Genomic DNA, 19,175 nt, shown 5'->3' with positions numbered 1-19,175 from the left:
GATTCGAGCGCCGCACTATGGTCAACAGAATGAGTGCTGACATCACCGCAACCCCGGCCTGGCAGGCCTTGTCGAAGCACTACGACGAGATCAGGGATGTCCACCTGACGGATCTGTTCGCCGAGGATCCCGACCGCGGAACCGAGTTGGTACTGACCGTCGGCGATCTCTACATCGACTACAGCAAGCACCGCGTCACGCGCCGGACGTTGGAGTTGCTCACCGATCTGGCCCGCGCGGCCGGACTGGAGGCCCGACGCGATGCGATGTTCGCCGGTGCGCACATCAACACCTCCGAGGACCGCGCGGTGCTGCACACCGCCCTGCGGTTGCCTGCCGATGCCTCGCTGACCGTCGACGGCCAGAACGTGGTCGCCGACGTACACGAGGTGCTGGCCCGGATGGGCGAATTCACCGACCGGTTGCGCAACGGTGACTGGACGGGCGCCACCGGCGAACGCATCAAGACCGTCGTCAACATCGGCATCGGCGGATCGGACCTGGGCCCGGTGATGGTGTACGACGCGCTGCGCCACTACGTCGACGCCGGCATCGCCGCCCGCTTTGTCTCCAACGTCGACCCGGCCGATCTGGTCGCCACTCTGGCCGACTTGGACCCGGCCACAACGCTTTTCATCGTCGCATCGAAGACGTTCTCGACGCTGGAGACGCTGACCAACGCCACCGCCGCACGCCGCTGGTTGGTCGACGCCCTGGGTGACGAGGCGGTGTCCAAGCACTTCGTCGCGGTGTCGACCAACGCGAAGCTGGTGAGTGAGTTCGGAATCGACACCGACAACATGTTCGGGTTCTGGGACTGGGTCGGTGGGCGGTACTCGGTGGACTCGGCGATCGGGCTGTCGGTGATGGCGGCGATCGGCCGCGAGCGGTTCGGCGAATTCCTGGCGGGCTTCCACCTGGTCGACGAGCACTTCCGCACCGCACCGCTGATCGAGAACGCGCCGGCGCTGCTCGGCCTGATCGGTCTGTGGTACTCGAATTTCTTTGGCGCACAGACGCGTGCGGTGCTGCCGTACTCCAACGACCTGTCGCGGTTTGCCGCCTATCTGCAGCAGTTGACGATGGAGTCCAACGGCAAGTCGGTGCAGTCGGACGGCACCCCGGTGACCACTGACACCGGCGAGATCTTCTGGGGCGAGCCGGGAACCAACGGCCAGCATGCCTTCTATCAGCTGTTGCATCAGGGCACCCGGTTGGTGCCTGCCGATTTCATCGGCTTCTCCCAGCCCACCGACGACCTACCCACGGCCGACGGCACCGGCAGCATGCATGACCTGCTGATGAGCAACTTCTTCGCCCAGACCCAGGTGCTGGCGTTCGGGAAAACCGCCGAAGACATTGCCGCCGAAGGGACTTCGGCTGACGTCGTCCCGCACAAGGTGATGCCCGGAAACCGACCGACGACGTCAATCCTGGGGACGAGATTGACGCCGTCGGTGGTAGGTCAGCTGATCGCCCTGTACGAACACCAGGTGTTCACCGAGGGAGTGATCTGGGGCATCGACTCCTTCGATCAATGGGGTGTCGAACTGGGCAAGACCCAGGCCAAGGCCCTGCTGCCGGTGATCACCGAACCGGAGTCACCTGAGCGGCAATCCGATTCGTCGACCGATGCGCTGGTGCGCCGGTATCGAGTCGAGCGCGGGCGCTCGGTCTAGCAGAAGAGCGCGGGCGCTCGGTCTAGCAGAAGAGCGCGGGCGCTCGGCCTAGGGTCTGACCGTCATCCCGGCTCAGCCGGGAAGATCAATGGTTCGGCACGGCCCGCCCGGCACACAGGCGACGCCGCCACCGGGCCCTGCCTCGGCCCACGGTCCGCCCGGCACACCGGCCGAGACGTGGCCGTCAGACCCGGCCTGAGCCCCGGGGCCACCGGGAACCTCGGCGCCCGCGCCCTGCGGGCCGGCCGACGGAGTACACGGCGTGCCATCCGGGTTGTAGCAGCCAGGCGCCGGCGGGGCGGGCGGCGGCGGTCCGGGCTCGGCGAAAGCCACCGGGGCGAAGGCCACGGCACCCGCCGCAGCGCCGGTGAACAACATCGTGGAAATCAACTTTGTGGACATGCCAGTGGGCTACCCGCGTTCGTTTCGGGCTCAAACCTCGCGTCGACCGACAGTGGCTTGGATCATTCGGGATGATTCAACATGATCTTCAGCGGGAACCCTGGGGCCGCTATCTGTAAATGTGGCCCGACCGAACTGGAGTTTCCACGATGTCAACAAACCGGCTCACCTTGACGACCTGCACGAGCGGTACCTGGCCATCCCTCCGAAAGTGGTCGATGACAGTCGGGATGGGCGTGGCGCTCACCGCGGCACCGCTGCTTGTGGGGTGCGGTTCGAGTGAAGACACCGCCCCGACGACATCGTCACTGACCACCACAACCGTCACCACCACGATGGAGACGTCGCCGGCTCCGGCCACCGGTGGTGAAGGCGCAGTCCCCGGCGGACCCACCGGCGGTGGCGGTGCCGAAGGTGGCGGCGGGTCCATTCCCGGCGGACCCACCGGCGGCGGTGGTCCCGAGGGTGGCGGCGGCTCCATTCCCGGCGGACCCACCGGCGGCGGCGGCCCCGGTGGCGGCGGCGGCTCCATTCCCGGCGGACCCACCGGTAGCGGCGGCCCCGGTGGCGGCGGCGGCTCGATCCCCGGCGGACCCACCGGTAGCGGCGGCCCCGGCGGTGGCGGCGGTTGCCTTCCCGGCGTGGGCTGCGTGCAGGTTCCGGCTCCCTGACCTAACGCGGACGGCTCAGGCGAAGCGCTTGGTGTACTTCGGTGGCAGCAAGCGCATCACCTGGGTCAACGGCGCCCACGGCCAACGCGGGACCACGGCGCGGCCCTTTTCCTTCTCGATGGCCTCGACCATGGCCCGCACCCCGGTCTCGTTGTCGACCATCAACATGGTGGTCGCCGATTTGGCCGTCATCTCCGACTCGATGTAGCCCGGTTCGACGACGGTCACCCGGATCGGCCCTTTGTCGTACTCGGCGCGCAGCGACTCGCCCAGCGAGGTCATACCGGCCTTGCTCGCGCAGTAGGCGGCCTTCCCGCCGGGCACACCCGTGTTGCCCAGCACCGACGAGATCAGCACCAGATGACCGCTGCCGGACTTTTTGAACATCTCCAGCGCGGTTTCGATCTGCACCAGTCCGGCGATCAGATTGGTTTCGATGGTGGCCTTGTTGGCCCACGGTTTACCCTCGCCCAGCGGCCAGCCCTTGCCGATCCCCGCGTTGACGATCACGCGGTCGATGCCGCCCAGTTCCTCGGACAACTCACCGAACACCCGCGGCACCGCCTCGTGGTCGTTGACGTCCAACGCCGCGACCGCGATCTTGATATACGGATGCCGATCGGCCAGCTCGGCCTTGAGCTCATCGAGCCGGTCGGTGCGGCGAGCACACAGCGCCAGGTCACGGCCCTTGGCCGCGAACTGGCGGGCCATGCCCGCGCCCAGTCCAGAGCTGGCGCCGGTGATGAGGATCTTCTGACGGGTCATCGCTGCAGGATAACCGAGTTAGACAACTGTCAAAAATGCGGACCGCTACTTGAGTAACCGGGACATCCGCCGGTCGGCCAGCACTTTGCCGCCGGTCTGACACGTCGGGCAGTACTGGAACGACTTGTCGGCAAAAGACACCTCCCGCACGGTGTCTCCGCACACCGGGCACGGCAGCCCGGTCCTGGCGTGCACCCGCAGGCCGGACCTCTTCTCCCCCTTCAACGTCGCGGCCTGCTGACCGACCGACCGGGACACCGCATCGGTGAGCACCGTGATCATCGCGTCGTGCAGCGCACCGAGTTGGGCATCGGTGAGCTTGCCCGCGGTGGCGAAGGGCGACAGCTTGGCCACGTGCAGGATCTCGTCGCTGTAGGCGTTGCCGATGCCGGCGATCACCTTTTGATCGGTGATCACGGTCTTGATCCGGCCCGAATTCCCGGCGAGCACGCTCTCCAGTCCGGCGGCATCGAGTGACAGGGCATCCGGGCCCAGCGAGGCGATCTGCGGGACATCGAGCGGATCGCCGACCACCCACACCGCCAGCCGTTTCTGGGTTCCGGCCTCGGTCAGATCGAAGCCGACCCCCTCGTCCAGATGTACGCGCAGCGCGATCGGCCCCTTCCCGGAGGGCTTGAGCGGCGTCGGCGACAGCTTGTCCGACCAATGCAGCCAACCCGCCCGCGACAGATGCGTGATCAGGTGCCAGGGGCCGACTTCGAGACCGAGGTACTTACCCCAGCGGTTCGCCCCGGTCACGGTCTGGCCGTGCAGCGCCGTCGTCGGCGGATCGAACGTCTTGAGCACCGACAACGCGGCCACGTCGATCCGGGTGACCTCGCGGCCGGTGGCGTGCCGGCGTAGATGATCGGCTAGCGCCTCGACTTCGGGCAGTTCGGGCATGGGTCCAGTGTGTCAGCGAAACGCCGCGCATGCTGTAAACATGTCTGACCGCCCGGCTCCCCGAGCGACCACTCATCCCCTGCGCGGCATCTTCGTGATCAACAGTGTCCCGCGTCGCTGGCCGTTCGCCCTGCGCGCCGGAATCTGCATGGCAGTACCGGTTCTGGTGGGTTGGCTGGCCGGTGACACCACCGCCGGTCTGATCGCCACCATCGGTGGATTCACCTCGCTGTACGGCAGTGGTCGCCCTTACCTGAATCGCGGCGCGTATCTCGCCGTGATCGCGGTGTGCTTTGCCGCCGCGGTGGCGCTGGGCGATTGGGCGTCCTCGGCGCCGTGGCTGGGCGTGCTGACGGTGACGATCATCGCCGCGTTGGCCACCCTGGTCTGCCATGCCCTGTCCGTCGGACCGCCCGGGGCGTACATGTTGGTGCTGGCCTGCGCGGCCGGCACCGGTACGCCGGCGACACTGCACCTGAGCCCGGCCCATCACGCCACGCTGGTGTTGGCCGGCGGCGCGTTCGCCTGGTTGGTCCACATGTCGGGCGCGTTGGTTCGGCCCCGCGGTCCCGAGAAGGCCGCGGTGGCCGCGGCCGCGGGCGCCGTCGCGGCCTACATCGAAAACCCCACGGGCGATACCCGGCATAAAGCGGCGTTGTTGCTGCACGCCGCATGGGTCACGTTGGTCAACTACCAACCGGTGCAACCCAAGCCCGATCGGGCACTGTATCGGTTGCGGGTCGTCAACCGGCGCCTGCACGTGTTGTTCGCCGAGGCGATGAGGGCCGCTGACATGGGTGTGCCCGCTCCGCCCGATGGCGCCGCCCTGGCCCGGCACCTGGCCACGGTGCCCGCCGACGCGGTCACCGATGAGCATGGCGCCGAAGGGGTTCCGCTGGGCCGGCCGAGCGTGCTGCGCTTGCTGCGCCGGGCGGTGACGCCGGGTTCGGTGTCCCTGCAGTTGGCCGCGCGGGTCGGCGTGGCGGTGCTGATCTCGGGCGTCATCGCGGTGCTGATGTCGCAGGCCCTGACGATGACGCATGCGTACTGGGCCATGGCGGCCGCTGTCCTCATGCTGCACCAGGGCTTCGACTGGCAGCGCACGCTGACCCGCAGCGTCGAGCGGACACTGGGCACCTGGCTGGGGCTCGGCGTGGCCGGGGCGATTCTGGCCCTGCACCCGCAGGGTTTATGGCTCGTGCTCGTGATCGGTGCCCTGCAGTTCGTCATCGAGATGTACGTGGTGCGCAACTACACCCTGGCCGTCGTGTTCATCACGCCCGCCGCGCTCACGATCGCCTCCGGCGGCGTGCGCGTCGCGAACCTCGGCGAGCTGCTGCTCACCCGCGGCAGCGACACGCTGATCGGCTGTGCGGTGGCGTTGGCGGTGTACTGGGCCACCCAACGTCTGCGCCATCCGACCGGCCTGCCCACGGCGATCACCGGCACGTTGGAGGCGATCACCGCGACGCTGCCGCACCTGGCGGCCGCAGACGTCAGCTCCCCGGCGGCCCGGGCCGAACGTCGTGATCTGCAACTGCGGGTGATGGAGTTACTGCCCGCTTACGACGCGAGTGTCGGCGGATCGGCAACGCAACGCCTTGGGGCCGAAGGGATGTGGCCGACGGTGGTGGCTACCGAACAGCTCGCGTACCGTACGTTGGCCGCGTGTTGGGCCGCTGAGCATGACGGCGGCACCGACACCGGAATGCGCGCGGCCGCCGACACCGCCGAGGCGCTGCGAGAACAGGTTTCGGTCCTACGCGACGGCCTTGACGAACGACAGTAGCCAGCTCACCACCGACAGCACGATCGCCGCCCAGATGGCGGTCCACCAGAACTGATCGATATGCAGGCCCCAGCCGGTGGTGTTGTCGGTGATCCACGAGGTGATCCACAACATCAGCGCATTGATCACGATGTGGAACAGGCCGAGGGTGAGGATGTAGAGCGGGATCGACAGGATCTGCACGATCGGCTTGATGAACGCGTTGACCAGTCCGAAGATCACCGCGACGACGAAGATGATGCCGACCCTGGAGATCGTCGAGTCGCCGCCGACGAAGCTCATCCCCGGCACGATGAGGGTGACCACCCAGAGGGCTACTCCGGTCAATGCGGCGCGCAGCAGAAATGAGCTCATGGGCGCTCAGTCTGCCGAGCGCAGCAGGTACGTGTCCATGATCCAGCCATGGCGGGTTCTGGCGTCCGCACGCGCAGCTACGATCTCGTCGCCGATCTCGCCGACCGTTCCCGCGTAGAGCAACTCATCCGGCGTGCCCAGATAGGCGCCCCACCAGATCCGGGTCTGTGGCGGGCACTGCTGAAATGAGCAGTCGGCGTCGAGCATCACCACGGCGCTTCCGGTCAATCCGTGCTCGCGCAATTGACGGCCGGTCGTGATCAGCACGGGTTCGCCGACGTCGTTGAGCGGGATGCGATGCCGGGCGGTCAGCACCTGGATGGCGGTGATGCCCGGGATGACGTCGTACTCGAAATCCACGTACGCGGCCACTGTGTCCAGGATTCGCAGCGTGCTGTCGTACAGCGACGGGTCGCCCCAGGCCAGAAAGGCCCCGATGCCGTCGGGCCCGAGTTCGGTTTCGATGGCTGCCGCCCAGATCCGGGCGCGCTCGGCATGCCAGTCGGCCACCACCTGGCGATAGCCGGCAACGTCGTCGGCCGCGGCGCGCGGCGGGTCGACCAGTTCGACGAACCGGTAGCCGTCGGGATCGGTGATGAACCGGTCGCAGATCTGCTTGCGTACCGCGACCAGCTCATCAGTCGAGCCGCGGCGCGGGCCCTTGTCCATCGCGAAGAACACCTGGGTGTCGTTGAGCGCGGAAATGGCCTGGGCCGTCACGAAGTCCGGATCACCGGCCCCGATTCCGATGACGTGGATACGACGCACGCCTGGAAGGTTAACCGAAACGAAACCGGGTACTCGAAGTATCCGGTACCCGGGGTATTGACATCTCGCGTTGTCGGTACCTACCGTCGAGCCAAGGGGGCACATGATGAAGGGACGTCAACGGTGACAGCTTCCGTCAGATCCACCGGTTCGGCCACCACCGCGACGCGGGACGCGTTTTCCGAGCGCCTGCTCAAGGGGTCTGTGCGCAAGTCGTACGCGCCGGTCGTCGACATCGACTGGGATGCACCGCTGGACCCGGACAAGTTCTTCCTGCCGCCGCGGATCGTGTCACTGTACGGAACCCCGTTGTGGGACAAGATGTCCCGTGAAGAGCAGATCGAGCTGTCCCGACAGGAGCTGGCCAACACGCTGTCGGCGGGCATCTGGTTCGAGAACATCCTCAACCAGTCACTGCTGCGCAAGATGATGCATCAGGATCCGACCTCGCATTCCACCCACTACGAGCTCACCGAACTCGGCGACGAGACCCGGCACATGGTGATGTTCGGCAAGGCCATCGACAAGATCGGCGCCAAGCCGGTGCGCCCGCGGCTCTACCAGCGCATCATCATCAACTCGCTGCCGTTCGTCTTCCGCGGCTCGGTGCTGTGGGTGGCCGCGCTCGTCGGTGAGGAGATCTTCGACTCGCTGCAGCGTCAGATGATGGACGACCCCGAGCTGCAGCCGATGGTGCAGCGGCTCATGCGTATTCACGTCACCGAGGAAGCTCGGCACATCCAATTCGCGCGCGACGGGCTGCGTAAGCGCACGCCGTCGATGCCCTGGTACAAGCGGGCCTGGGTGGCCAACCTCAACGGCGCAGGCGGGCCGTTCTTCCGCTACCTGTTCACCAACAAGGTGCAGTACGCCCGGGTCGGTCTCGACGCACGTGCGGCCCGTCGCATGGCCCGGGCCAGCGCCCACCGCCGTGACGTGCAGATCTCCGGCTTCGCCCCGCTGGCGGCCTTCCTCGAAGAGGTCGGCCTGATGGGTCGCATCGGTCGCCGGATGTGGCGGCGGGCCGGCTTCCTGCCGCCTCGCACCCCAGACGGCCACACCGCTCTGCCGGCCGGTCCCGCGGATGCCGACGACGGCGTGACCGAAGAGGTGTACGACGGGTTCGCCATTCTCGACGCCGGAGGCGGTGACCGCCGGGTCCACGTGCGGTTGGCCGGTCATCTCGTTCCGATCGACGGCCGATTCCATTGGCGCGGAACGATCCTCGATGCACCGGACACGCTGGCCCCGGGAGCCGTCCGGATCAGCATCGGCACCCGCACGGTCGACGCCCGCATCACCGAACGCACCTCGCAGGGCACGCATTCGATCGTCGGCGTCGGCGAACCGCCCTTCGAGCTCGATTCCGTGAACGTCACCGCCGCCGGGTGAACATCGCGCGGCCGAGCAACCCGGCCGCGAACACCGCGCCGCCGATCCCAGAGATCAACAGCGGCAACTGGCCGGGCTGACCTGGAACGGCAGTCCAGGCCAGCCCGGCCCACACCCCGGCGCCCAGCACGGCAAAACCGCTGAGCCCCTGGAAAACTCCTTGTGCACTGCCCTGCAGATCGGCACCGACCAGCGACGACACCCAAGCCTTGCCGACCCCGTCGGTGCAACCGGTGAACAGGCCGTAGAACCCGATCAGCAGCCAGGCCACCAGCGGGTCGGTGGTCAGCCCCAACCCGGCGTAACCGATCGCGAAGAACACCAGGCCGATCCCGAACACCGGTAGTCGCCCGATCCGGTCGGCCAGCAGCCCGGCCGGGAAGCTGGAGATCGCGTACACCGCGTTGTAGGTGACGTAGGCCAGGATGACCTCGACGACCGAGAAGCCGATCTCGTTGAGCCGCAACAACAACAGCGCGTCGGGGAAATTCACCAGCCCGAACGCCACCAGCACCGCCGTCACCCGCCAGTAGCGGCCGGGCAGCTCACGCACACGAGCGAACACCGGCTGACGGACCGACTCGACGCGCCGGCCCCTCGCCCCGTCCCCTTTTGAGGCCAGGAACACCAACCCCACACTCAGCACCGCCGGCACCACAGCCACCCACAGCAGCGGCGCGATCTGATGGTCAAGCAGCTCGTAGCCGGCCAACCCCAGCAGCGGCCCGACCACCGCACCGAAAGTGTCCATGGCCCGGTGGAATCCGAATACCCGGCCCCGGGCCGCGTCGTCGATATCGGCGACCAGCAACGCGTCTCGCGGCGCCCCGCGGATCCCTTTGCCCAGGCGGTCGACCACCCGGCCGGCCAGTACCCCGGACCACGTGCTCGCCGCGGCCACCATGACCTTGCCCAGAGCCGCCATGCCGTAGCCGGTGGCGATCAACGGCCGCTTGGCGTATCGGTCCCCGAGCGGGCCGGCGGCCAGCTTCGTCATCGCCGCCGCGCCCTCGGCCGCGCCCTCCACCGCACCGACCACCGCCGGCGGGGCGCCGAGCACGGCGGTCAGATAGATGGGCAGCAGCGGGTAGAGCAGTTCGCTCGCGGTGTCCTGCAGGAAGGACACCGCCGAGAGCACCCGGACGTTGCGGGTCAGCCACGCAGGCACCCGGTCATCATGCCTGCCCGATCCGCCCCCACAGAACTAGAACACGTTCTAGTGTGTACGGCATGCGGTTCACCTACGCCGAAGCCATGACCGATCCCACCTACTACATCCCGTTGGCCCAGGCCGCTGAGGCCGCCGGCTATCACGCCATGACGATCGCCGACAGCGTCGCCTACCCCTTCGAATCCGACTCGAAGTACCCGTACACCCCCGACGGCAACCGGGAGTTCCTCGACGGCAAGGCCTTTGTGGAAGCCTTCGTGATGGCGTCGGCACTGTGCGCGGTCACCACCACGCTCAAGTTCAACTTCTTCGTCCTCAAGCTGCCGATCCGCCCGCCGGCCCTGGTGGCCAAGCAGGTCGGCTCGCTCAACGCGTTGTTCGACAACCGGCTGGGCCTCGGCGTGGGCACCAGCCCGTGGCCCGAGGACTACGAACTGCTCGGCGTGCCGTTCGCCCGCCGCGGCAAGCGGATGGACGAGTGCATCGACATCATCCGCGGCCTGACCACCGGCGAATACTTCGAGTACCACGGCGAGTTCTACGACATCCCCAAGACGAAGATGACCCCGGCGCCGTCGAAGCCGGTGTCGATCCTGGTCGGTGGGCATGCCGAAGCGGCATTACGTCGCGCCGCCCGCAACGACGGCTGGATGCATGGTGGCGGCAGCCCCGAGGAACTCGACCAGCTGTTGACGCGGTTGAACCAGATCCGTGAGGAAGAGGGGCAGACCGGAGATTTCGAGATCCACGTGATCTCCGGTGACGCGTTCACCCTCGACGGTATCAAACGGTTGGAGGACAAGGGCGTCACCGACGTGATCGTCGGCTTCCGCCTGCCCTACATCAAGGGCGACGACACCGAGCCGCTGGACCGCAAGATCCGGCACCTGGAGAAGTTCGCCGAGAACGTCATCGCCAAGGTCTAGCCCAAGCTTTTGCGCGGTTTTCCACACCAGGGTCGCGGCCGGCGCCGATCCACCGCCCAGGCGTGGAAAGCGGCGGGCTTGGCGTCATGAATTTGAGGGAACACTCGACGCGCCGTTAGCGTTGCACCCGCCGTTCTCGCCAATGCTGTCCGAGAGCTCCAGTCCGCGAACCTCGGAAAGCCTGCCTCACATGACGTCCTCTCTCGACCATGCCCGCGCCGTCGTGGCCCCCGATCCCATGGTGCGCATGCTCGCGGTGTTCGCCCTGGCCCTCGGCGGCTTCGGGATCGGCACCACCGAGTTCGTCGCGATGGGGCTGCTGCCCGACATCGCCGCCGGCTTCCGGATCGGTGAGCCGACCGCGGGCCACGTCATCTCGGCCTATGCCCTGGGTGTCGTCGTCGGTGCGCCGGTGATCGCCGCGCTGACCGCACGGTGGCCACGGAAGGCATTGATACTCACCCTGATGGTGGTGTTCACGCTCGGCAATCTGGCCAGCATGCTGGCGCCCAGCTATCCGGCGTTGGTCATCGCACGGTTCGTCGCCGGCCTGCCACACGGTGCGTTCTTCGGTATCGCCGCACTCGCCGCCGCACATCTGATGGGGCCGCAAAACCGTGCCAAAGCCGTGGCGTATGTGTTGTGCGGTCTGACCGTCGCCACCGTGTTGGGTGTGCCGCTGGCGTCCTGGCTGGGTCAATCATCGGGCTGGCGAAACGCGTTCGGCCTGGTCGTGGCCATCGGGCTGATCACCGTGACCGCGCTGTGGCGATGGCTGCCCGAGCACCTGCGGTCCATGCACGTCACCAGCCCGCTGACCGAGCTCGGCGCGCTGCGCCGCCCGCAGGTCTGGCTGGCCGTCCTCGTGGGCATGATCGGCTTCGGCGGGATGTTCGCGGTGTACACCTACATCAGCACCACGATGACGGATGTGACCGGTTTGCCGCGGTCGCTGGTCCCGGTGGCGCTCATGGTGTTCGGCCTCGGCATGGTGTGCGGCAACCTGATCGGTGGCCGGTTGGCCGATGCCTCGGTGGTCCGGGCGCTGTACCTGTCGCTGGGCGCCCTGGCCGTCCTACTGACCGCGTTCTCGCTGGGATCGCACAGCCCGTGGACCGCGCTGCCGCTGTTGTTCGGCGTGGGCATGGCCGGCTCCGCAGTCGGGCCGGCGCTGCAGACCCGACTGATGGACGTCGCGCACGATGCGCAGACGCTGGCCGCCGCGCTCAACCATTCCGCACTCAACATCGGTAATGCCACCGGCGCCTGGGTGGGCGGTCTGGTGATCGCGGCGGGCCTGGGTTACACGGCTCCGGCGGCAGCCGGCGCGCTGCTGGCCGTCGGCGGCCTGGCGGTCTTCACGGTGTCGGTGTTACTGCAGAAGCGGACCGCCACCCGGTGATGTCGGCGGGATGATGTGGACCGCAGCCTCTTCGGCGGAGGCCGCGCCGCCGTCGATACCGACATCGATGCCGAACAGTTCGGCCTCGTCGTCCACACCGAAGCCCGCATCCGGGGCGACCAGTCGGCCCGAACGCCGATCACCGACCTCGTCGTCGCCGGCCTGCTCGTCGGGGGTGTCGGAGTCATCGAGTTGCATGGCGGGATCGGGCTCTTCGGCCGCCAACAGCTCGTCGAGGGATTCGTCCTCGCCTGGCTTGAGCCAACGCTCGGGCGGCGAGTAGCCCTCGTCGAGCAGATCGTCCACACCCCGGTCGATCAGGGTGTCCTCCTGAGTCAACTGGTCTTCGTCGTCGACGCTGTACCCGTCAGTACTCATCTTTCAACGATGGCACATTCCGGCCGCCGCCGACACCAGCACGGCGTCGCCGGGACCAACGGACGGAACCCTGAGAAATTCCGCAATTTCAGCTGAGAATTGTGGAATTTTCGAACCGAATCCCCAATTAAACGTCATAGGCAGTAACCGAAAGTTGCGGGACTTGCGGTGCGGCCTACGACGGAGGGTTGGGAAATGAAGTCATATACCATCGCCACATTGGCCGCGGGCACGTTGACCGCGGGAGTTTTTCTCGGGGGCGTCGCCGCGGCCGCTCCGACCGGACAGTCGGCCGAACAGACCGTGAAAAGTTTGCAGACCAGCGGATATCACGTCATCGTCAACCGTACGGGCGCGGCCCCGCTGGCCGATTGCACGGTACTCGGGGTGCGTCAGGGACAAACCATTGCCACCAACGATTCCAGGGGCGGCAGTTCGATAAACACCACCGTCATTTCGAAGACGGCATATGTCGACGTCGCCTGCTGAGTGGGAATAAAACCAGGCACATATTTGTTTTGAGCCGCCAGACCGGAATCAGCCGGTTTGGATAAGCCGACGCCTGCAATCGGCCGCACAATTCGTGCGGCCGATTGTTTGCGCTCCACCCCGATCACCTCCCACGGGGTTGTCGGTGCGTCGGCGTACGGTACCGAACATGAGTTCGATATTGGTTTCCGAGAGGGACATCGAGCGGACGATCGTCGGTGACGCGCTCGATCACCTGAACGCAGCTTGCAAAGAAATCGACGCGCTGTCGGTGCACGCACTGACACGCTCGGAGCTACAGGAGGTCCTGAGCCGGCTCAGCGCCGGGGAGAAACGGTTGGCCACCGCCCAGCAGCGGCTGCTCGGGCGGATGGTTGCCACCGACAACGTCTCGCCGCCTCGATTCGACCCGGTCGCGGTGCTCGCCAGGCGGCTTCGGATCTCGCCTGCCGAAGCGCAGCGCCGGATTGCAGCGGCCAGTCCACCTTCGGGCTGACATCGCCGGCTGACATCGACCCGGAGTTCGGTAGCGGCACGAGTTGGGTATCCGACTCGTCGTGGCATTCGACATCACGCCCACCGCCGCCCAGCACGACCTGGCCCGACGTGCCCATGAGTTCGCCGAGCAGGTCGTGCGCCCGGTCGCCGCCGACTACGACCGACGGCAAGAGTTCCCGTGGCCGGTGCTCGAAGAAGCGGCGGTGCGCGGCTTCTACAACCCGCTGTTCTATCGCGATCTGATCGGCGACCCGAGCGGACTGTCTCTCCCGATGTTCATGGAGGAACTGTTCTGGGGTTGCGCCGGGATCGGCCTGGCCGTCGTGATGCCGGCACTGGCGTTGTCGGCAATCGGTCAAGCCGCCTCACCCGAACAGATGCTGCAGTGGGCGCCCGAATGCTTCGGCACCCCCGGTGATCTGAAACTCGCCGCGCTGGCGATCTCCGAACCCGAGGGCGGCAGCGATGTGCGCAACCTCCGCACGTACGCGGTGCGCGACGGCTCCGGTCCCGAAGCGGACTGGATCATCAACGGCCACAAGATGTGGATCGGCAACGGCGGTATCGCCAACGTGCACGTCGTCAACGCGGTCGTCGACAAAGAACTCGGGCACAAGGGCCAGGCGCTGTTCGTCGTGGAAGGCGGCACACCAGGCCTGGAGATGGTGCGCAAACTCGACAAGCTCGGCTGCCGGGCCTCGCACACGGCCGAGCTCAAGTTCGACAACGTCCGGGTCCCGGCCGCCAATCTGCTCGGCGGCCACGACAAACTCGAGTACAAGCTGGCCCGGGCCCGTGAGGCGGTCGAAGGCGGCAGGCATTCCGGCTCCGCCACCCTGGGCACCTTCGAGCAGACCCGCCCGATGGTGGCCGCCCAGGCACTCGGAATCGCCAGGGCGGCTTTGGAATACACGACGGAGTACGCGAACCGCCGGGAGGCCTTCGGGGCACCGATCATCGACAACCAGGGCATCGCGTTTCCCCTCGCCAACCTGGCCACCCAGATCGACGCGGCCCGGCTGCTCACCTGGCGGGCGTCCTGGATGGCCGCCACCGGCGTGCCGTTCGAGCGTGGCGAGGGGTCGATGTCCAAGCTAGGCGCCAGCGAGGTGGCCGTGCGGGCCACCGAGCAGGCGATCCAGACCATGGGCGGCTGGGGCTACATCACCGACCACCCGGTGGAGAAGTGGTACCGGGATGCCAAGCTATACACGATCTTTGAGGGCACCAGCGAGATCCAGCGCATCGTCATCGCGCACGCCCTCGGCGCCGCTGATGGCAAGCCGCCACTGCACGTCGACCTTGAGCCCTCCGGCGGGCCGTTGAACCGGTGGTTCGGCCGTGGCACGCCGCTGCGCACGCGAGCGGCTGGCGCGGCGTTGTCGGCCAAGGACCGGGTGCCCGAACCGGTGATGCGGTTGGCGATGAAAGTGTTGCAGCCGCCGCGCAGGTGAGGTGTGCGCCGCTCGTGTCGGATCGCCGACGACTCGACGCGGTTGCCTATCCTCAGCGCATGACCGACCCCGTGATCATCCACACCGACGGCGGCTGCCGGCCCAATCCCGGCCCCGGTGGCTGGGGTGCGGTGCTGCGCCACCGCGAGCACGTGCGGGAGATGTACGGCGGCGACCCGGGGATCACCAGCAACAACCGGATGGAGCTGATGGCGCCGATCATGGCGCTGGAGGCGCTGACCCGGCCCGTGGTGGTGCACCTGCACACCGACAGCACCTATGTCCGCAACGGCATCACCAAATGGGTGCTCGGCTGGGAACGCAACGGTTGGCTGACCGCCGCGAAGCAGCCGGTGAAGAACGTCGACCTCTGGCAGCGACTGCAGGCCGCCTGCCTGCGGCACCAGGTCGAGTGGTTCTGGGTGAAGGGGCACTCCGGGGTCGTCGACAACGAGTTGGCCGACGTGCTGGCGACGCGGGGCCTGCGGGAAGCGCTCGAGGGTTCACCGGTCACGTAGCCGGTTCAGGGTCCGAGCAGCGCTAGGGGCGGAACGGTTCGGTGAAGTCCTGCCAACCCTGGTCCATCCTGATTCTGAAGCCAGGTTCGCATCTATCGTCGATTCCACGGAATTCGAGGGATTGTTCACTACCGTCAGCCAGTTCGGCGCTGTCGTGGCGACCTATCTCGCCGAGCCCTTCAACCTGACGTTGCCGGGAGTCACGGTCACCGAGGGCCCGAAGTGGGACGAAGAGGGACAGATCTGGCGCCGGCTCCACGTCGACTACCCGCCGAACATCGCCACCCACAGTCCGCAGCAGGTGCTCTACGTCGACGACGACGGCCTGATCCGGCGACGTGACTACCAGGTCGACATCGCCGGGGGATCACCGGCGGCGCATTACGTCTCGGAATTCGAGGACATCGACGGCATCATCGTTCCGGCGAAGCGCATGATCTACGTACGCGACGACGCGGGTCGTCCCATCCCCGACCAGCTAGTTGTCTCCATCGAATTGACGGATATTCGCGTTGGTTGAGGGACGCGCTGTGTGACCGGGTGTTTCATTCCCACACCACCTCGTCGGGCGTCTTGTCCGTCCGCAATCCACGCCAACTGGGTTGGCGCAGCCGGTGATCCGAGGTGCGCTCGCTGTAGCGCACCTCCCCCACCAGTTCCGGCCGCACGAAGGTGACCCCCTTGGCATCCGGCCGCGGCAGCGGTTTGTCGAACGGCGATTCCTTGGTGTGCAGGGGTTCGAGGATGCCCTTGAGCTTGGCGAGTTCCTTGTCGGTGAACCCGGTTCCGACCCGCCCGACGAACTGCAGACCGTCGGCGCCGGGTATCCCGAGCAGTAGGGCACCGATGCCGCTGCTGCGGCCGCCCTCGCCCTGGCGCCAGCCCCCGATCACCGCTTCCTGGGTGTTCCAGATCTTGTCCTTGATCCACGACGCCGAGCGGCGGCCCGGCTGGTATGTCGAGTCCCGTTTCTTCGCGACGACGCCCTCGAACCGGTTCTCCCGCGCGTGCTCCATCGCTTCCGGGCCATCGCCGGCCAGCGGCTCGGGCACGATCAACCCGCCGCCGGCGGCCAGTGCTTCCAACAGCTTTCGGCGGTCGGAGTACTTGGCGCGCAACAACGATCGTCCGTCGAGCCACAGGATGTCGAAGGCCCAGAACTCCACCCGGGTGGAGCGGGCCCGGTTCTGCATCTCACCGAAGCTGGGCACCCCGGAGTCATCCAGCGCCACCGCCTCGCCGTCCAGCACCACGTGGTGGTCGGCGAGATCAGCGGCCAGTGCCTCGAACTGCGGGTACTCGGCGGTGACGTCGCGGCCGCGGCGCGAACGCAGTTGCAGCCGACCGTGATCGACCTCGACCAGCAGCCGGTAGCCATCCCACTTGCCTTCGAACGCCCACTGGGAGGCCTTGAGTTTCGCCATCGACCCCTCGGTCGCCAGCATCGGCGAGAAATCCTTGGGGTCGGGGGCCGAGGCCTTCTGGTCCTTCATCCGGTGCGCGAGCCAGTTCTTGCCATCGGTCTGGATCAGTGCGTAACGCCCGTTGACCTTCTCGCCGTGCAGCGTGACGATCACTTCCCCACCCTTGTCCGGGCCGTCGGGCGAATGATCGCGGAACTTCTCGGCCTCGTAGGTGCCGGTGTCCCAGATGATGACCTTGCCGCCGCCGTATTCGCCCTTGGGTATCTCGCCGTGAAACGTCAGGTATTCCATCGGATGGTCTTCGGTATGCACGGCAAGGTGATTCACCGACGTGGTGTCGGGAAGATTCTTGGGCACCGCCCAGCTGACGAGCACTCCGTCGCGCTCCAGACGGAAGTCGTAGTGCAAGCGCCGGGCATGGTGTTCCTGGATGACGAACGCATCGTTATTGCCGGTCGTCGGCGCGTTCTTCGGTACCGGTTCCGGTGTCTTGGCGGCATCGCGCATGCTGCGGTACGTGGTGAGCTTGTCGGCCACCGGCGCGTCCTCGTCCAGCCCGGCCAGCAGGTCACCGTCATCGGAAATCCGTTGCAGCACTTCGTCGAAGCGCAGGTGACGCAGATTCGGATCACCGACCTCGTCCCACGTGCGGGGCGCGGCCACCGTCGGATGATCGCGTCCGCGCAGTGAGTACGGGGCGATCGTGGTCTTGGCCGCGTTGTTCTGACTCCAGTCCAGGAACACCTTCTGGGCCCGCAGGCTGCGGGTCATGGTGGCGGTGACCAGTTTGGGCATCGACTGTTCCAGCTGCACGGCCACCCGCTTGGCCAGTACCGAAGCCCCGTGCGAACTGATCGGATCGGCCAGCGGCACATACAGATGCAGGCCCTTGCTGCCGCTGGTCAACGGATATGTCGTCAATCCGATATCGCTCATCAATTCCCGCACCGCCTGGGCGACTTCGCACAGCTGGGGCATCGTGACGCCCTCGCCCGGATCGAGATCGAACACGATGCGGGTCGCCGGACCCTGGTTGCCCTCGGCATCGAACCGCCATTGCGGCACATGCACTTCCAGCGACGCCTGCTGGGCGATCCAGGCCAGACCTTCGCGGGTGTTGATGATCGGGTACGAGGTGGTCCCGGACTTGTGCACGATGGTGCCGCGCTCAAGCCAGTCCGGGGCCGACGAGGCCAACTGTTTTTCGAAGAAGGACGACTCGGCGACTCCGTTGGGCCAGCGTTTGCGGGTCACCGGGCGTCCGGCGATGTGCGGCAGCATCACCTCGGCGACGCTGAGGTAATAGTCGAACACCTCGGCTTTCGTGGTGCCGGTGGCCGGGTAGAGCACCTTGTCGGGATTCGTCAGCCGAACCCGTTCATAACGCTCCATCTTCCCAACCTATACGTGACCACGGAAAGGTAGTTGTTCTCTCGCTTACCAGTCCATGCCCTTAGGAGAACGCAGTGGCGGAATGTGAAGTCGACGATATCCTCGCCGAGGTCAGCGGCGGGGAGGCCAGGTGGACGCCGGTCGCGGCAGGATCAACTGAGCTGGCACAAATACCGCAGAACTGGCGACCGATCGCATCCGCGGCCACCGCAACCGAAAGATGTCGCCACGCACTGTCCCTGTGGGGCAGCGATTTCATGGCGCTTCTGCCCAGATTTACCCGCCGATTCCAGGACGAACTCACCGATGTCAGAGTCTTTCGCCGAGAACTGGGCGGTTTGTCCGAACACGTTCTCATCTACGTGGCGGGGCAAGCCAGGGACGGATTTCCGGCATTGTGGCTCGGCTGGGATCCGGCTGTCCTCGGACAGCCCGACGCGGAATTCTTCGGTTGTTTTCCGGCTGCGGTACAGGCATTTCTGCGCTACGTGCATCCGGGATTTACCGCCCAGGATTGGCAGTCTTACGGAATCAGGCGCCCCGATATGTGGGAGAGCCTCGACGGATATGACTGGTTTCCGAGGGAGAGTTTCGCCGCGATCGGGTCCGAACCCTCGCAACTGATGTGGTTCACGAAAGATTCAGGGCAGCTCTACTACTGCGTGAACAGCAGCCTCCCGTCCGGACGGGTGACACTTGCCTACGAAGGCAGTTTTGACCCGCCGAGCGACTTCGCCACGGAGCTCGACGAGCTCCTGAGGCGTCGCTGGGACGAGCAGTGACAACGCCACCTGCACGGC

The 19,175-nt window shown here is 66.6% G+C and carries 20 protein-coding genes and 1 pseudogene; 12 read left to right on the top strand and 9 right to left on the bottom strand.

Annotated elements, in window-relative coordinates:
- Nucleotides 1-29: 29 nt before the first annotated feature.
- Complete coding sequence (gene pgi / locus A5733_RS16775) at nucleotides 30-1,679, top strand: glucose-6-phosphate isomerase (RefSeq protein ID WP_076240921.1); 1,650 nt, start codon at nucleotides 30-32, stop codon at nucleotides 1,677-1,679.
- A 72-nt stretch (nucleotides 1,680-1,751) separates the two neighbouring features.
- Here the strand turns inward: pgi and A5733_RS16770 are convergent, their stop codons facing one another.
- The gene (locus A5733_RS16770) at nucleotides 1,752-2,081 is read right to left on the bottom strand and encodes a hypothetical protein (protein WP_067771125.1); all 330 of its coding nucleotides are present in this window, start codon (nucleotides 2,079-2,081) and stop codon (nucleotides 1,752-1,754) included.
- Between the two features lie 218 nt (nucleotides 2,082-2,299).
- Here A5733_RS16770 and A5733_RS16765 point away from each other — a divergent pair, with 218 nt between their 5' ends.
- Nucleotides 2,300-2,752 (top strand): hypothetical protein, encoded by a 453-nt coding sequence (locus tag A5733_RS16765; protein ID WP_083666247.1) that lies wholly within the window; start codon nucleotides 2,300-2,302, stop codon nucleotides 2,750-2,752.
- Nucleotides 2,753-2,767: 15 nt separating this feature from the next.
- On the opposite strand, the gene A5733_RS16760 is transcribed toward A5733_RS16765, so the two are convergent.
- The 3 genes and pseudogenes from A5733_RS16760 to A5733_RS27965 all read right to left on the bottom strand — a co-directional run.
- Nucleotides 2,768-3,517, bottom strand: coding sequence for an SDR family oxidoreductase (locus tag A5733_RS16760; RefSeq protein WP_067771121.1), 750 nt, complete (start codon nucleotides 3,515-3,517; stop codon nucleotides 2,768-2,770).
- 45 nt (nucleotides 3,518-3,562) lie between these two features.
- A complete protein-coding gene (locus A5733_RS27970; protein WP_233152712.1) occupies nucleotides 3,563-4,051 on the bottom strand; it encodes a zinc finger domain-containing protein in 489 nt (162 codons plus the stop codon).
- Nucleotides 4,052-4,174: 123 nt separating this feature from the next.
- Nucleotides 4,175-4,420: pseudogene (locus A5733_RS27965) on the bottom strand (DNA-formamidopyrimidine glycosylase family protein); the annotation flags it as partial.
- A gap of 40 nt (nucleotides 4,421-4,460) precedes the next feature.
- Here A5733_RS27965 and A5733_RS16750 point away from each other — a divergent pair.
- Entirely contained in the window at nucleotides 4,461-6,209 is a 1,749-nt protein-coding gene (locus A5733_RS16750) for an FUSC family protein (protein WP_083666245.1), read from the top strand.
- On the opposite strand, the gene A5733_RS16745 is transcribed toward A5733_RS16750, so the two are convergent.
- The gene (locus tag A5733_RS16745) at nucleotides 6,180-6,563 is read right to left on the bottom strand and encodes a phage holin family protein (protein WP_067771116.1); all 384 of its coding nucleotides are present in this window, start codon (nucleotides 6,561-6,563) and stop codon (nucleotides 6,180-6,182) included. The genes A5733_RS16750 and A5733_RS16745 overlap by 30 nt on opposite strands.
- 6 nt (nucleotides 6,564-6,569) lie before the next feature.
- Nucleotides 6,570-7,331, bottom strand: a complete 762-nt coding sequence (gene cobF / locus A5733_RS16740; RefSeq protein ID WP_076240917.1) for a precorrin-6A synthase (deacetylating) — start codon at nucleotides 7,329-7,331, stop codon at nucleotides 6,570-6,572.
- Nucleotides 7,332-7,454: 123 nt separating this feature from the next.
- Between cobF and A5733_RS16735 the strand changes: the two genes are divergently transcribed.
- Nucleotides 7,455-8,723, top strand: a complete 1,269-nt coding sequence (locus tag A5733_RS16735) for a diiron oxygenase (protein WP_076240916.1) — start codon at nucleotides 7,455-7,457, stop codon at nucleotides 8,721-8,723.
- Here A5733_RS16735 and A5733_RS16730 read toward each other — a convergent pair.
- Nucleotides 8,707-9,891, bottom strand: coding sequence for an MFS transporter (locus A5733_RS16730; protein ID WP_076240915.1), 1,185 nt, complete (start codon nucleotides 9,889-9,891; stop codon nucleotides 8,707-8,709). The genes A5733_RS16735 and A5733_RS16730 overlap by 17 nt on opposite strands.
- 62 nt (nucleotides 9,892-9,953) lie before the next feature.
- Here A5733_RS16730 and A5733_RS16725 point away from each other — a divergent pair, with 62 nt between their 5' ends.
- Together A5733_RS16725 and A5733_RS16720 are read left to right on the top strand one after the other, a co-directional pair.
- On the top strand, nucleotides 9,954-10,820 hold the full coding sequence (locus A5733_RS16725) for an LLM class flavin-dependent oxidoreductase (RefSeq protein WP_067771199.1): 867 nt from the start codon (nucleotides 9,954-9,956) through the stop codon (nucleotides 10,818-10,820).
- A 190-nt stretch (nucleotides 10,821-11,010) separates the two neighbouring features.
- Nucleotides 11,011-12,222: an MFS transporter gene (locus A5733_RS16720; protein WP_076240946.1), complete on the top strand. Its 1,212-nt coding sequence runs from the start codon at nucleotides 11,011-11,013 to the stop codon at nucleotides 12,220-12,222.
- Here A5733_RS16720 and A5733_RS16715 read toward each other — a convergent pair.
- Complete coding sequence (locus A5733_RS16715; RefSeq protein WP_076240914.1) at nucleotides 12,193-12,600, bottom strand: DUF5709 domain-containing protein; 408 nt, start codon at nucleotides 12,598-12,600, stop codon at nucleotides 12,193-12,195. The two genes, A5733_RS16720 and A5733_RS16715, sit on opposite strands and share 30 nt — an antisense overlap.
- A gap of 195 nt (nucleotides 12,601-12,795) precedes the next feature.
- Here A5733_RS16715 and A5733_RS16710 point away from each other — a divergent pair, with 195 nt between their 5' ends.
- The 5 genes from A5733_RS16710 (at nucleotide 12,796) to A5733_RS16690 (ending at nucleotide 16,079) form a co-directional block, all read left to right on the top strand.
- Complete coding sequence (locus A5733_RS16710) at nucleotides 12,796-13,089, top strand: hypothetical protein (RefSeq protein WP_067771105.1); 294 nt, start codon at nucleotides 12,796-12,798, stop codon at nucleotides 13,087-13,089.
- 169 nt (nucleotides 13,090-13,258) lie between these two features.
- A complete protein-coding gene (locus A5733_RS16705; protein ID WP_067771103.1) occupies nucleotides 13,259-13,585 on the top strand; it encodes a hypothetical protein in 327 nt (108 codons plus the stop codon).
- 61 nt (nucleotides 13,586-13,646) lie between these two features.
- Nucleotides 13,647-15,041 carry an acyl-CoA dehydrogenase family protein gene (locus A5733_RS16700; RefSeq protein WP_076240945.1) on the top strand — a complete coding sequence of 465 codons (1,395 nt, stop codon included), beginning with the start codon at nucleotides 13,647-13,649 and terminating at the stop codon, nucleotides 15,039-15,041.
- Nucleotides 15,042-15,100: 59 nt separating this feature from the next.
- On the top strand, nucleotides 15,101-15,559 hold the full coding sequence (gene rnhA / locus A5733_RS16695) for a ribonuclease HI (protein WP_076240913.1): 459 nt from the start codon (nucleotides 15,101-15,103) through the stop codon (nucleotides 15,557-15,559).
- A gap of 121 nt (nucleotides 15,560-15,680) precedes the next feature.
- Nucleotides 15,681-16,079 (top strand): hypothetical protein, encoded by a 399-nt coding sequence (locus A5733_RS16690; protein WP_198938839.1) that lies wholly within the window; start codon nucleotides 15,681-15,683, stop codon nucleotides 16,077-16,079.
- Between the two features lie 25 nt (nucleotides 16,080-16,104).
- Here the strand turns inward: A5733_RS16690 and A5733_RS16685 are convergent, their stop codons facing one another.
- Nucleotides 16,105-18,375 (bottom strand): ATP-dependent DNA ligase, encoded by a 2,271-nt coding sequence (locus tag A5733_RS16685; RefSeq protein WP_076240912.1) that lies wholly within the window; start codon nucleotides 18,373-18,375, stop codon nucleotides 16,105-16,107.
- Nucleotides 18,376-18,632: 257 nt separating this feature from the next.
- Here A5733_RS16685 and A5733_RS16680 point away from each other — a divergent pair, with 257 nt between their 5' ends.
- Nucleotides 18,633-19,157: a hypothetical protein gene (locus tag A5733_RS16680; protein WP_076240911.1), complete on the top strand. Its 525-nt coding sequence runs from the start codon at nucleotides 18,633-18,635 to the stop codon at nucleotides 19,155-19,157.
- Nucleotides 19,158-19,175 lie beyond the last annotated feature (18 nt).

The organism is Mycobacterium sp. NS-7484 (assembly GCF_001953975.1).
Lineage (GTDB): Bacteria > Actinomycetota > Actinomycetes > Mycobacteriales > Mycobacteriaceae > Mycobacterium.
Note: the sequence above shows the minus strand (reverse complement) of the source record. Positions and strands in the feature narration are given on the sequence as shown.

Coding starts and splice junctions, on each gene's coding strand:
- A5733_RS16710 (WP_067771105.1), top strand. CDS start 12,796: ATGAAGTCATATACCATCGCCACATTGGCCGCGGGCACGTTGACCGCG.
- pgi (WP_076240921.1), top strand. CDS start 30: ATGAGTGCTGACATCACCGCAACCCCGGCCTGGCAGGCCTTGTCGAAG.
- A5733_RS16760 (WP_067771121.1), bottom strand. CDS start 3,517: ATGACCCGTCAGAAGATCCTCATCACCGGCGCCAGCTCTGGACTGGGC.
- A5733_RS16745 (WP_067771116.1), bottom strand. CDS start 6,563: ATGAGCTCATTTCTGCTGCGCGCCGCATTGACCGGAGTAGCCCTCTGG.
- A5733_RS16765 (WP_083666247.1), top strand. CDS start 2,300: ATGACAGTCGGGATGGGCGTGGCGCTCACCGCGGCACCGCTGCTTGTG.
- A5733_RS16720 (WP_076240946.1), top strand. CDS start 11,011: ATGACGTCCTCTCTCGACCATGCCCGCGCCGTCGTGGCCCCCGATCCC.
- A5733_RS16705 (WP_067771103.1), top strand. CDS start 13,259: ATGAGTTCGATATTGGTTTCCGAGAGGGACATCGAGCGGACGATCGTC.
- A5733_RS16715 (WP_076240914.1), bottom strand. CDS start 12,600: ATGAGTACTGACGGGTACAGCGTCGACGACGAAGACCAGTTGACTCAG.
- A5733_RS16685 (WP_076240912.1), bottom strand. CDS start 18,375: ATGGAGCGTTATGAACGGGTTCGGCTGACGAATCCCGACAAGGTGCTC.
- rnhA (WP_076240913.1), top strand. CDS start 15,101: ATGACCGACCCCGTGATCATCCACACCGACGGCGGCTGCCGGCCCAAT.
- A5733_RS16750 (WP_083666245.1), top strand. CDS start 4,461: ATGTCTGACCGCCCGGCTCCCCGAGCGACCACTCATCCCCTGCGCGGC.
- A5733_RS16770 (WP_067771125.1), bottom strand. CDS start 2,081: ATGTCCACAAAGTTGATTTCCACGATGTTGTTCACCGGCGCTGCGGCG.
- A5733_RS16725 (WP_067771199.1), top strand. CDS start 9,954: ATGCGGTTCACCTACGCCGAAGCCATGACCGATCCCACCTACTACATC.
- A5733_RS16680 (WP_076240911.1), top strand. CDS start 18,633: ATGGCGCTTCTGCCCAGATTTACCCGCCGATTCCAGGACGAACTCACC.